Origin of the sequence: Streptomyces sp. NRRL S-118 (assembly GCF_000716335.1) — a bacterium.
Taxonomy (GTDB): Bacteria; Actinomycetota; Actinomycetes; order Streptomycetales; family Streptomycetaceae; genus Streptomyces.
Window position 1 is genome coordinate 149,911 of sequence record NZ_KL591008.1, and the last position, 13,200, is coordinate 163,110.

Annotated in this window: 8 protein-coding genes; all 8 read left to right on the forward strand. The window is 72.2% G+C overall.

What is annotated here, in order from left to right; all coding sequences use genetic code 11:
- Window positions 1–413 precede the first annotated feature (413 nt).
- The 8 genes from IH00_RS0116235 (at window position 414) to IH00_RS0116270 (ending at window position 13,197) form a co-directional block, all read left to right on the forward strand.
- Window positions 414–1,361, forward strand: coding sequence for a beta-ketoacyl-ACP synthase III (locus IH00_RS0116235; protein ID WP_031074136.1), 948 nt, complete (start codon window positions 414–416; stop codon window positions 1,359–1,361).
- Between the two features lie 405 nt (window positions 1,362–1,766).
- Entirely contained in the window at window positions 1,767–2,948 is a 1,182-nt protein-coding gene (locus IH00_RS0116240) for an ROK family transcriptional regulator (protein WP_031074137.1), read from the forward strand.
- Between the two features lie 369 nt (window positions 2,949–3,317).
- The gene (locus tag IH00_RS0116245; protein ID WP_078887782.1) at window positions 3,318–4,844 is read left to right on the forward strand and encodes a sugar ABC transporter ATP-binding protein; all 1,527 of its coding nucleotides are present in this window, start codon (window positions 3,318–3,320) and stop codon (window positions 4,842–4,844) included.
- Window positions 4,841–5,854, forward strand: coding sequence for an ABC transporter permease (locus IH00_RS0116250; protein ID WP_031074139.1), 1,014 nt, complete (start codon window positions 4,841–4,843; stop codon window positions 5,852–5,854). Before IH00_RS0116245 ends, IH00_RS0116250 begins: the two co-directional genes overlap by 4 nt.
- Window positions 5,855–5,902: 48 nt before the next feature.
- Entirely contained in the window at window positions 5,903–6,940 is a 1,038-nt protein-coding gene (locus IH00_RS0116255; protein ID WP_031074140.1) for a substrate-binding domain-containing protein, read from the forward strand.
- Window positions 6,941–6,987: 47 nt separating this feature from the next.
- Window positions 6,988–8,199 (forward strand): Gfo/Idh/MocA family protein, encoded by a 1,212-nt coding sequence (locus IH00_RS0116260; RefSeq protein ID WP_031074142.1) that lies wholly within the window; start codon window positions 6,988–6,990, stop codon window positions 8,197–8,199.
- Between the two features lie 12 nt (window positions 8,200–8,211).
- Window positions 8,212–9,216: a sugar phosphate isomerase/epimerase family protein gene (locus tag IH00_RS0116265; RefSeq protein WP_031074144.1), complete on the forward strand. Its 1,005-nt coding sequence runs from the start codon at window positions 8,212–8,214 to the stop codon at window positions 9,214–9,216.
- Between the two features lie 255 nt (window positions 9,217–9,471).
- Window positions 9,472–13,197: a ThuA domain-containing protein gene (locus tag IH00_RS0116270; RefSeq protein WP_031074147.1), complete on the forward strand. Its 3,726-nt coding sequence runs from the start codon at window positions 9,472–9,474 to the stop codon at window positions 13,195–13,197.
- The last annotated feature ends 3 nt before the right edge of the window (window positions 13,198–13,200 follow it).

Consider the following 13,200-nt stretch of genomic DNA (forward strand, 5'->3'; position numbering starts at 1 on the left):
GGTGAGGTGACCCCGACGATCTCATTGTCCTGCACGGGCGGGGCGGGGATGCAGCCGACTCCGCGGGAGGCACGGACCGTGACCGGTTCCGTCCGGCGCGATGCGTCCCCCGCAGCCCCAGCCCCAGCCCCCCAGCCCGCCACTCGCTCCCGCTCCGGAAGCCGGGCGTGTCCGTCGCGGTGTTCCGCCCCCGACTCGCCCCGCACGCGTCGGCGTACCTCCAGGTCGGCAGCCCTGCGGCGTTCGGCCGGTGCCCCGGAAGATGTTGCGGAGTCTCCAATCGGCGGCCGGGAATCCTGTCGGATCACTTGTCCTGTTACCGGTGAGTCGCTGACCAGACTGGGACACTCGTGCGCGCGCTTCGCGTGCGCCTCCCACCTCGTACGCTTCGTTCACCCAAGGGGGTCCCGGGCATGACGGGCACTCGTATCGCCGCGCTCGGGCACTACCAGCCCGCCAAGGTGCTCACCAACGACGACCTGGCCGCGCTGGTCGACACCAGCGACGCGTGGATCAGCAGCCGGGTCGGCATCCGCACCCGGCACGTGGCGGGACCGGACGAACCGGTCGACGAGATGGCCGCGCACGCCGGGGCCAAGGCCCTCGCCTCTGCCGGGCTCACCCCCGCCGACGTCGACCTGGTCCTCGTCGCCACCTCCACGGCGATCGACCGCTCCCCGAACACCGCCGCCCGGGTCGCCGCCCGGCTCGGCATGGCGTCCCCCGCCACCATGGACCTCAACGTGGTGTGCGCCGGCTTCACGCACGCGCTGGCCACCGCCGACCACGCCGTGCGCGCCGGGTCCGCGACCCGCGTCCTCGTCATCGGCGCCGACAAGATGACCGAGGTCACCGACTGGACGGACCGGACCACCTGCGTCCTGGTCGGCGACGGTGCGGGCGCGGCCGTCGTCGAGGCCGCACCGGACTCCGTCGGCGCCGGGATCGGCCCGGTGCTGTGGGGTTCGGTGCCCGAGATGGGGCACGCCGTCCGCATCGAGGGCACCCCGCCGCGCTTCGCCCAGGAGGGGCAGACGGTCTACCGGTGGGCCACCACCCAGCTCCCGCCCATCGCCCGCCGGGTGTGCGAGCGGGCCGGCGTCGCGCCCGAGGACCTCGCCGCGGTCGTCCTCCACCAGGCCAACCTGCGCATCATCGAGCCGGTGGCGCGGCGGATCGGCGCGGTCAACGCCGTCATCGCCCGGGACGTGACCGAATCGGGGAACACCTCGGCCGCCTCGATCCCGATGGCCTTCTCCAAACTCGTCGAACGCGGCGAGGTCACCTCCGGCGCGCCGGCCCTGCTGTTCGGCTTCGGCGGCAACCTGTCGTACGCCGGCCAGGTCGTCCGCATCCCGTGAGGGCGCCGGGGCCGGTGCGGGCCCCGTCGCTCCGTGGCGCCGGCCGCGTACGTGCCGGTTCGGGCACCACGGGCTGATCGCGGCCCCCGCCGCCCGCCGGCCGACGTGGTCGCGCCCGGCAGTCCCGACCCGGTGACGGGACGCGTCGCGCCACCGCGGTCATGCGGGCCCGCCCCGAACCCACGTGGCCACGCGCCACCGGCGCGACACGGACCGTCCCGCGTTCCGGCCCCGCGGCCGCCTTTGTCCTCGGTGAGGAGAAAGTCGGCATGGATTGCTGCGCAACTTCTTCCCCCTGTGGCAAAGCGCTGCTACGTTCCCCCCGAAAGCCCGGCCGGACACGGTTGCTCGCCGGTCCGGGCGGCATCACCGAGCCACGGAGGCGGGGAGGGACGGGTGAGACGTATGACGGCTCGACCCGCCAATGCGCACCAGGCGCGGCTGCTGCGGCTGCTGCGCGACGGCGGACCCAACTCCCGCGCCCAGCTGGGCGACCAGGTCGACCTCTCGCGCTCCAAGCTCGCCGTCGAGGTCGACCGTCTCCTGGAGACCGGCCTGGTGGTGGCGGACGGCCTGGCCGCCTCGCGCGGCGGGCGCCGCTCGCACAACATCCGTCTCGCGCCCGCCCTGCGCTTCCTCGGTGTCGACATCGGCGCCACCTCGGTCGACGTGGCGGTCACCAACGCGGAGCTGGAGGTCCTCGGCCACCTCAACCAACCCATGGACGTGCGCGAGGGCCCGGTCGCGGTCTTCGAACAGGTCCTCGCCATGGCCGCCAAGCTCAAGGCGTCCGGCCTCGCCGAAGCTTTCGACGGCGCGGGGATCGGCGTACCGGGACCGGTCCGCTTCCCCGAGGGCGTACCGGTCGCGCCGCCGATCATGCCCGGCTGGGACGGCTTTCCGGTGCGCGAGGCGCTCAGCCAGGAACTCGGCTGCCCGGTCATGGTGGACAACGACGTGAACCTGATGGCGATGGGGGAGCAGCACGCGGGTGTCGCCCGCTCGGTCGGCGACTTCCTCTGCGTCAAGATCGGTACCGGCATCGGCTGCGGCATCGTCGTCGGTGGCGAGGTCTACCGCGGTACCACCGGCAGCGCCGGCGACATCGGGCACATCCAGGTCGAGCCGGACGGCCGCGCCTGCGCGTGCGGCAACCGGGGCTGCCTGGAGGCTCACTTCAGCGGCGCCGCGCTCGCCCGCGACGCCGAGGACGCGGCGCGCGCCGGCCGGTCCGAGGAACTCGCCCGCCGCCTGGAGGGCGCGGGGCGCCTCACCGCCGTGGACGTCGCCGCGGGAGCGGCGGCCGGCGACGCGACGTCCCTCGCGCTGATCCGGGAGGGCGGCAACCGGGTCGGCCAGGTCATCGCCGGGCTCGTCAGCTTCTTCAACCCGGGCATGGTGGTGATCGGCGGTGGCGTCACCGGCCTCGGACACAACCTGCTCGCCAGCGTCCGCACCCAGGTCTACCGCACGTCACTTCCCCTGGCGACGGGCAACCTGCCCATCGTGCTGGGGGAGCTGGGCGCGGCCGCCGGAGTCATCGGCGCCGCCCGGCTCATCAGCGACCACCTGTTCTCCCCGGCCTGAGGCCGACCGTCCCGGGACCGGGACCGCACCACCCCCAAGCGCCACCGCACCACAGCCGCGCATCACCGCACCGCCCCCGTACCGCCGTCCAGCGCACCGCCGTCCAGTTGTACCGCCGTTCTCCGCGCAGCCGTTCAGCCCGTCCAGCCGTACCCGCCCTCGTACCACCGGCACCTACGACCGCACCGGCGCCCCGCACCTCACCGGCCCAGCACGCACGGGACAGTCCCCCAGCCCGTCCCGCCCACCCGTACGCACGGCACAGCACCCGTACCACCCCCGCACGCCCGGGTGCGCGACGCACCCGTTCCTGGTCATCCGCCCTGTCCGCTCACCGGCACCGCACACCGCCCGCCGAGGGGATTCGTCATGGCAACACCAGAACCACCGCTGCTCACCATGTCCGGGATCACCAAGTCGTTCCCCGGTGTCCGGGCCCTCGACGGCGTCGACCTCGAAGTGAGGTCCGGCGAGGTCCACTGCCTGCTCGGGCAGAACGGGGCCGGGAAGTCCACCCTCATCAAGGTCCTCGCCGGGGCCCACCAGCCCGACGAGGGCGAGATCATCTGGTGCGGCGCACCCGTCACCCTCAGGTCGCCGATCGCCGCCATGCGGCTCGGCATCGCCACCATCTACCAGGAACTCGACCTGGTGGACGGCCTGTCGGTCGCCGAGAACGTCTTCCTCGGGCACGAGCCGACCACCGCCGGCTTCGTGGTGCGCGGCGGACGCGCCCGCGCCGCCACCGCCGGACTGCTGCGCCGACTCGGCCACGCGGAGATCGACCCGGGCCGGCCCGTGGCCGACCTGTCCGCGGCCCAGCGGCAGATCGTCTCCATGGCCCGTGCGCTCTCGCACGACGTCCGGCTCATCGTGATGGACGAACCGTCCGCCGCGCTCGACCCCGACGAGACGGCCAACCTCTTCCGCATCGTCGCCGACCTGACGGCAGCCGGGGTCGCCGTCGTGTACATCTCCCACCGGCTGGAGGAGATCCGGCGCATCGGCCACCGCGTCACGGTCCTGAAGGACGGGCGGGCCGTCGCCGGCGGACTGCCGGCGGCGGCCACCCCGACCCGGGACATCGTTGCCATGATGACCGGCCGGAACGTCGAGTACGTCTTCCCCGCGCCCCGCCCCGCCGCCGGCGCACCCGCCGCCCGGTCCGTCCTGGCGGTCGAAGGGCTGGCCCGGGACGGCGAGTTCGCACCCCTCGACCTCGAACTCCGGCCCGGCGAGATCGTCGGCCTGGCCGGCCTCGTCGGCTCCGGGCGCTCCGAGATCCTGGAGACCGTCTACGGCGCCCGCCGCCCCACCGCCGGGCGCGTACTCGTCGACGGCCGGCCCCTGCGGCCCGGAAGCGTGCGTGCCGCCGTCCGCGCGGGGATCGGCCTCGCGCCCGAGGAGCGCAAGGCCCAGGGCCTGCTGATGCTCGAATCGGTCACCCGGAACGTCTCCGTGTCGTCCCTCGCCCGCTTCTCGCGCGCCGGCTGGCTCGACCGGACCGCCGAGCGCGGCGCGGCGTGCCGCGCCACCCGCGAGCTGTCGCTGCGCCCGGACGACCCCGACGTCCGGATCCGTACGCTCTCCGGCGGCAACCAGCAGAAGGTCGTCCTCGCCCGCTGGCTGCTGCGCGGCTGCCGCGTCCTGCTCCTCGACGAGCCCACCCGCGGGGTGGACGTCGGGGCACGCGCCGAGCTGTACGCCGTCATCCGGCGCCTCGCCGACGACGGGCTCGCCGTCCTCCTCGTGTCCAGCGAGGTCCCCGAGGTGCTGGGCCTGGCCGACCGGGTGCTGGTGCTCCGGGAGGGGCGCGTCGTCCACACGGCGCCGGCCCGGGAGCTCGACGAACACCGCGTACTCGACCTCGTGATGGAAGGGAGCCCGACGCCATGACGCAGCCCGCGCCGGCCACGACCGCCGAACCACCCCTCGCCAAAGCCTCCGGGCGGCCGGGGGGCCCGCGGGCCGACGTCCGCAACCTGACCCTGCTCGGTGTTCTCGCCGTGCTGGTCGCGGTCGGCGGGATCACCAGGCCGGACCAGTTCCTCGACACCTCCAACCTCCAGCTGATCCTCACCCAGGCATCGGTCATCGGTGTCGTCACCGTCGGCATGACCTTCGTCATCACCAGCGGCGGCATCGACCTCTCGGTCGGGGCGATCGTGGCCCTCGCGTCCGTGTGGGCCACCACCGTCGCCACCCAGGAGTACGGCTTCGCCGGCATCCTCTTCACCGCGGTCGTCGTCGGACTGGGCTGCGGACTCGTGAACGGGCTGCTCATCGCCTACGGGGGGGTGGTGCCCTTCATCGCCACTCTGGCCATGCTGGCCTCGGCACGCGGTCTCGCCCTGCAGATCACCGACGGCAGGACGCAGATCGTCACCGTCCAGTCCGTTCTCGACCTCGGCGTCCCCGACTCCTACCTCCTCGGCATACCGCCGCTGGTGCTGGTCTTCGCCGCCGTCACCGTCGTCGGCTGGCTGCTGCTGAACCGGACCACCTTCGGACGGCGCACCGTCGCCGTCGGCGGCAACGCGGAGGCGGCCCGGCTCGCCGGCATCGACGTACGCCGTCAGCGGCTCCACCTCTACCTGCTGTCCGGGCTGTGCTGCGGCATCGCGGCCTTCCTGCTGATCGTCCTCGCGGGCTCCGGCCAGAACACCAACGGCAACCTGTACGAGCTCGACGCGATCGCCGCCGCCATCATCGGAGGCACCCTGCTGAGCGGGGGGCGCGGCACGATCGCCGGCTCCGTGCTCGGTGTCCTCGTCTTCACCACGATCACCAACATCTTCGCCCTGAACAACCTGCAGAGCGACGTCCAGCAGATCGCCAAGGGCGCGATCATCGTCGCCGCCGTCCTGGTCCAGCGCCGTACCGCGCGCGACGCCGACGGGGCCTGACGCCCCGGCACCTCCGCACGACCGCCCAACGGAAAGGGTTCCACCGCCATGCCGGAAACCAGCCGCAGAGGACTGCTGTTCGGCACCGCCGCCGTCTCCGCCGGCGCCCTGCTGTCCGCCTGCACCAGCAACGAGCCGAAGAACGCCGCCCCGGCCGCCGGCAGCGCCCCGGCCGCCGACGACAAACCCGGCACGCCCGTCACCATCGGGTTCGCCGGTCCGCAGGCCGACCACGGATGGCTCAACGCGATCAACGTCAATGCCAAGGAGAGGGCGAAGGCGTACCCGGAGGTCACGCTCGAGATCACGGAGGGGTCGAACGACACCGCCACCCAGATCGGCCAGATCCAGACGCTCATCAACAAGAAGGTCGACGTGCTGGTGATCCTGCCGGCCGACGGCAAGGCCCTCACCCAGGTCGGGCTCCAGGCCATGAAGGCCGGCATCCCGGTGATCAACCTCGACCGGGTCTTCGCCTCCCCGCAGGCCTACCGCTGCTGGATCGGCGGCGACAACTACGGCATGGGCCTCAACGCCGGGCGCTGGATCGGCGAACAGCTCAAGGGCAAGCCGGACGCCAAGGTCGTCGAACTCGCAGGGATGGACAACCTGGAGCTGACCAGGCAGCGCACCCAGGGCTTCGACGACGCGCTGAAGAACTACCCGAACATCCGGAAGGTGGCGCGGCAGGCAGCCGAGTTCACCGTCGAGTCCGGCCAGGCCAGGATGGCGCAGCTCCTGCAGGCCCAGCAGCAGTTCGACGCGCTGTGGAACCACGACGACGACCAGGGTGTGGGCGCGCTGCGGGCCATCCAGCAGGCGGGCCGCGACGACTTCCTCATGGTCGGCGGTGCGGGCGCCAAGTCGGCGATGGACGCCATCAAGGCCGACAACGGCGTGCTCAAGGCGACGGTGCTCTACCCGCCGACCATGGCCGCGTCCGCCATCGACCTGGCCCGGGCGCTGGGCCGGAAGAAGGGCATCGTCGGCATGTCCGAGCTGGAGATCCCCGCCTCGATCACCCTGTACTCGGCAGTGGTCACCAAGGAGAACGTCGACGAGTACCTGCCCACGGGCTTCAGCTGACCCTGGTCCGCCCGTCCCCACCGAGCAACCGACGAGGAGGAACCCGTATGGCGCAGGCGCAGGAGAGGCCGACGGAGCGTCAGGAGACGCTGCCGGGACTGGGGATCGGCATGGTCGGGTACGCCTTCATGGGCGCCGCCCACTCGCAGGGGTGGCGCACCGTGGGCCGGGTCTTCGACCTGCCGGTGCGGCCCCGGCTCGCGGCGGTCTGCGGGCGTGACCCGGCCGCCGTACGGGCCGCCGCGGCCCGGCACGGCTGGGCCGCCGCCGAGACCGACTGGCGGGAACTCGTCGCGCGGGACGACGTACAGCTCGTCGACATCTGCACCCCCGGCGACAGCCATGCCGAGATCGCGATCGCCGCGCTGGAGGCGGGCAAGCACGTGCTGTGCGAGAAGCCCCTGGCGAACACGGTCGCGGAGGCGGAGGCCATGGCGGCGGCGGCCGCGCGGGCCCGTGCACGCGGTCAGGTGGCGATGGTCGGGTTCAACTACCGTCGCGTACCGGCCATGACGTACGCGCGGCGGCTGATCGCCGAAGGGCGGCTGGGCGTGCTGCGGCACGTGCGGGTGACGTACCTCCAGGACTGGCTGGTGGATCCCGCCTTCCCCCTGACCTGGCGGTTGCAGCGGGCGCACGCCGGATCGGGCGCGCTCGGCGACCTGGGCGCGCACATCGTGGACCTCGCCCAGTACCTGGCGGGGGAGCGGCTGGTGGGTGTCTCGGCGCTCACCGAGACCTTCGTACGGGAACGGCCCCTGGTCGCCGGCGTGTCCGCCGGGCTCTCCGCCCCGGGAGGCGCCGAGCGCGGCGCGGTCACGGTCGACGACGCGGCGGTGTTCACCGGACGGCTGGCCTCCGGGGCGCTGGCCACCTTCGAGGCCACCCGGGTGGCGGCGGGGCGCAAGAACGCCCTGCGCCTGGAGATCAACGGAGAGCGCGGTTCGCTCTCCTTCGACCTCGAGCGGCTGAACGAACTGTCGTTCCACGACCAGACCGAGCCCGCCCGGTCGGCCGGCTTCCGCCGGATCCTGGTCACCGAGCAGGACCACCCGTACCTGGAGGCATGGTGGCCGCCGGGCCACGCTCTCGGCTACGAGCACACCTTCACGCACCAGGCGCGCGACCTGGTGCACGCCATCGCCTCGGGCACCGAGCCGGCACCGTCCTTCGCGGACGGGCTCCAGGTGCAGCGGGTGCTGGCGGCCGTGGAGGAGAGCGCGGAGAAGAACGCCGTCTACACCCCCGTCACCGTCTAGGAGGCCGCCGCCGTGCCACGTCCCTTCACCCTCTTCACCGGCCAGTGGGCCGACCTGCCCCTGGAGGAGGTCTGCCGGCTCGCCCGTGACTTCGGCTACGACGGGCTGGAACTCGCCTGCTGGGGCGACCACTTCGAGGTCGACAAGGCCCTCGCCGATCCGTCGTACCTCGACGGGCGGCGCGCCCTGCTCGACACGTACGGGCTGAAGTGCTGGGCGATCTCCAACCACCTGGTGGGCCAGGCCGTCTGCGACCACCCCATCGACGAGCGCCACCAGGCCATCGTGCCGCCCCGCGTCTGGGGAGACGGGGAGCCGGAGGGGGTCCGGCAGCGGGCGGCGCGCGAGCTCGCGGACACCGCGCGGGCGGCCGCGGCCTTCGGCGTACGGACCGTCATCGGGTTCACGGGCTCCTCCATCTGGCACCTGGTGGCGATGTTCCCGCCGGTCCCCGAGCGGATGATCGAGCGGGGGTACGAGGACTTCGCCGAGCGCTGGAACCCGGTCCTGGACGTGTTCGATGCGGAGGGCGTGCGCTTCGCCCACGAGGTGCACCCGAGCGAGATCGCGTACGACTACTGGACGACGCAGCGTGCCCTGGAGGCGGTGGACCGGCGCCCGGCCTTCGGGCTGAACTTCGACCCCAGCCACTTCGTGTGGCAGGACATCGACCCCGTCGGCTTCCTGTACGACTTCCGGGACCGGATCTACCACGTCGACTGCAAGGAGGCGCGGCGGCGCCTCGACGGACGCAACGGCCGGCTGGGCTCCCACCTGCCGTGGGGCGACCCGCGGCGGGGCTGGGACTTCGTGTCGGCCGGGCACGGCGAGGTGCCGTGGGAGGACGTGTTCCGGATGCTGCGGTCGATCGGCTACGACGGGCCGGTGTCGGTGGAGTGGGAGGACGCCGGCATGGACCGGCTGACGGGTGCTCCGGAAGCGCTTGCCACCCTCAAGCGGTACGACTTCGACCCGCCGTCCACGTCCTTCGACGCCGCCTTCGGGAGCGGCGACTAGAGCATCACTGCAGGTCAACGCCCGGTGGCCAGGCTGCTGCCGGGCCGGTCCGACCTGCCCGTGCGCCGCTTTGTCCTTCCTCAGGAAAAAGTTCAACCGAACTGCGGTGCAAGGGCTTTCGGCACGGAACCAACCCGGCTACGGTCCCTGAGGTGTACAGGACAGACCAGCGTGACGGCGCACGCCGGTCCCCGGACATCCGGACATCCCGCCCCGTACGACCGGCTCACGGCCGGCCCCTTCCGGAGGACACTCGTGCACAGACAACGGCTCCGAGGGCGCACCGCGCTCGCACTCCTCACCGGTGGCCTGCTCGCCATGACCTCGTTCACCCTGGGCGCCGGGCAGGGCGCCGCGGCCGCACCCGCCGCACCAGCTTCCCCCGAGGCGGCGGCCGGCGCCACCGCCGAGGAGCAGTTCCAGCAGGTCACCCTCGCCAAGGGCGGCGAGGAGGTCGGCGAACCGATGTCGCTGGCCGTACTGCCCGACCGCAGCGTGCTGCACACCTCCCGCAACGGCGAACTGCGCCGTACCGACGCGGCCGGGAACACCAAGGTCATCGGCACCGTTCCGGTCTACTCGCACGACGAGGAAGGTCTCCAGGGCATCGCCCTCGACCCGGCCTTCGAGCGGAACCGGGCCGTCTTCCTCTACTACGCGCCCCCGCTCGACACGCCGGCCGGAGACGCGCCGGGCGACGGCACGGCCGCCGACTTCGCACGGTACGAAGGCGTCAACCGGCTCTCCCGCTTCGTCCTCAAGGCCGACGGCACCCTCGACAACGCCAGCGAGAAGAAGGTCATCGACATCCCGGCCACGCGTGGCATCTGCTGCCACGTCGGCGGTGACATCGACTTCGACGCGCAGGGCAACCTCTACCTCTCCACGGGCGACGACTCCAATCCGTTCGCCTCCGACGGCTACACCCCGATCGACGACCGGCCCGGCCGCAACCCCGCCTACGACGCACGGCGGACCTCGGGCAACACCAACGACCTGCGCGGCAAGATCCTGCGCATCAAGGTCGCCGACGACGGCTCGTACACGGTCCCCGACGGCAACCTCTTCGCACCCGGAACGGCGAAGACACGGCCCGAGATCTACGCGATGGGCTTCCGCAACCCCTTCCGCTTCAGCGTCGACAAGAAGACGGGTGTGCTGTACGTCGGCGACTACGGGCCCGACGCGGGCACCGCCGACCCCCGGCGCGGCCCGGCCGGCCAGGTGGAGTTCGCCCGTGTCACCCAGCCGGGCAACTTCGGCTGGCCCTTCTGCACCGGCGACAACGAGCCCTACGTCGACTACGACTTCGCCACCAAGGTCTCCGGCGCCGCCTTCGACTGCGCGGCTCCCAGGAACGACTCGGCGCTCAACACCGGCCTGGCCGACCTGCCGCCCGCCGAGCCCGCGTGGATCCCGTACGACGGTGGCTCCGTGCCCGAGTTCGGCTCGGGCTCGGAGTCGCCGATGGGCGGACCCGTCTACCGCTACGACCCCGCGAACACCTCTCCCGTGAAGTTCCCCGAGGCGTACGACGGCGACTTCTTCGCAGGCGAGTTCGGACGCCGCTGGATCAAGCGCATCGAGCACGGCGCCGACGGCGCCGTCCAGGCCATCAACCCGGTCCCGTGGACCGGCACCCAGGTGATGGACATGGCCTTCGGCCCCGACGGTGCGCTGTACGTCCTCGACTACGGCACCGCCTGGTTCGGCGGCGACGAGAACTCCGGTCTGTACCGCATCGAGAACGCCACCGGCGGCCGCTCCCCGGTCGCCGAGGCCTCCGCGAACAGGACCTCCGGGAAGGCGCCGCTGCGGGTCGCCTTCTCGTCGGCCGGCACCACGGACGCCGACGGCGACACCCTCACCTACAGCTGGGACTTCGGCGACGGCACCGCTCCCTCCACGGCCGCCCACCCGACGCACACCTACCGGAGGAACGGCACCTACACCGCCACCGTGACCGCCGAGGACCCGACCGGGCGGACCGGCTCCGCCAGCGTCCACGTCGTCGTCGGCAACACCGCGCCCAAGGTGACGCTCGACCTGCCGAAGGACGGCGCGCTGTTCGGCTTCGGCGACGAGATCCCGTTCAAGGTGACCGTGACCGACCCGGAGGACGGCACGATCGACTGCGCCAAGGTCAAGGTCACGTACATTCTCGGCCACGACAGCCACGGCCACCCGGTCACCTCCGCCAACGGCTGCACCGGCACCATCAAGACGTCCGCCGACGGCGGCCACGACCCGAACGCCAACATCTTCGGCGTCCTCGACGCCGAGTACACGGACGGCGGAGGGGGTGGCCAGGCCGCACTGACCAGCCACGACCAGGCACAGCTCCAGCCCCGCCACCGGCAGGCCGAGCACTTCTCGTCCCAGTCCGGGATCCGTACGTACGACAAGGCCACCGCCAACGGCGGCAGGACCGTCGGCGACATCGACGACGGCGACTGGATCTCCTTCAGGCCCTACCACCTGACCGGCTCGACGAAGCTCACCGCCCGCATCTCGTCCGGTGGCGCGGGCGGCTTCCTGGAGGTGCGCACCGGCTCGGCGACCGGCACGCTCCTGGGATCGGCCCCGGTGCCGGTGACGGGCGGCTGGGAGACCTTCCAGGACGTGGACGTACCGCTGCGGTCCGTGCCCAGGCGGACCACCGAGCTGTTCCTGGTGTTCAAGGGCGGCAGCGGTGCCCTGTACGACGTCGACGACTTCGAGCTGTCCAGCACACCGGTGGACCGCACCGCCAAACGCGTACTGGTCTTCTCGAAGACGGCCGGTTACCGCCACGACTCCATCCCGGCGGGGATCGCCGCGCTCAAGGAGCTCGGCGCGTCGAGCAACATCACCGTCGACGCGACCGAGGAGGCCCGCCAGTTCACCACCGGCAACCTCGCCCGGTACGACGCCGTCGTCTTCCTGTCCACCACCGGTGACGTCCTCGACGCGCAGCAGCAGAAGGCGTTCGAGAACTACGTCGCCACGGGCGGCGGATACGTCGGCGTCCACGCGGCCGCCGACACCGAGTACGACTGGGAGTTCTACGGCGGGCTGGTCGGCGCCCGCTTCGCCTCCCACCCGCACATCCAGCCCGCGACCGTGCGCGTCGAGGACCACGACCACCCGGCGACCGCGCACCTGCCGTCGGCCGGCTGGCAGCGCACGGACGAGTGGTACGACTACCGCACCAATCCACGCGGCCAGGCCCGGATCCTCGCCACCCTCGACGAGACCACCTACGAGGGCGGCACCATGAAGGGCGACCACCCGATCGCCTGGTGCCGGAGCTACGAGGGCGGGCGCGCCTTCTACACCGGCGGCGGCCACACCGCCGCCTCCTATGAGGAGCCCGCCTTCCGCCGGCACCTGCTCGGCGGCCTGCGGTACGCCACCGGCCAGGTCCGCGCCGACTGCACCCCGCAGACCGGCTACCGGGACCTCTTCAACGGGCACACGCCGGAGGGCTGGAAGCAGGCCGGCCCGGGCAGGTTCACCGTCGTGGACGGCGAACTGCGCACCGAGGGTGGCATGGGGCTGCTGTGGTACCAGGCGAAGGAATTCTCGTCCTACTCGCTGCAACTGGACTGGAAGCTGGACGGTGACGACAACTCCGGTGTCTTCGTCGGCTTCCCGGCCTCCGACGACCCCTGGTCGGCGGTGAACAAGGGGTACGAGATCCAGATCGACGCCACCGACGCCCCCGACCGCACCACCGGCGCCGTCTACGGCTTCGCGCCGGCCGACCTCAAGGCCCGCGACCGGGTGCTGCGGCCGCCCGGCCAGTGGAACAGCTACGAGATCCGGGTCCGGGGGGAGCGGCTCCAGGTCTTCCTCAACGGGGTGAAGATCAACGACTTCACCAACACCGACCCGGCCCGGAGCCTGAAGGACGGCTTCATCGGCCTGCAGAACCACGGCACCGACGACCAGGTGTCCTTCCGCAACATCCGACTCAAGGAGCTGCCCTCGCCTTCGTAGGGC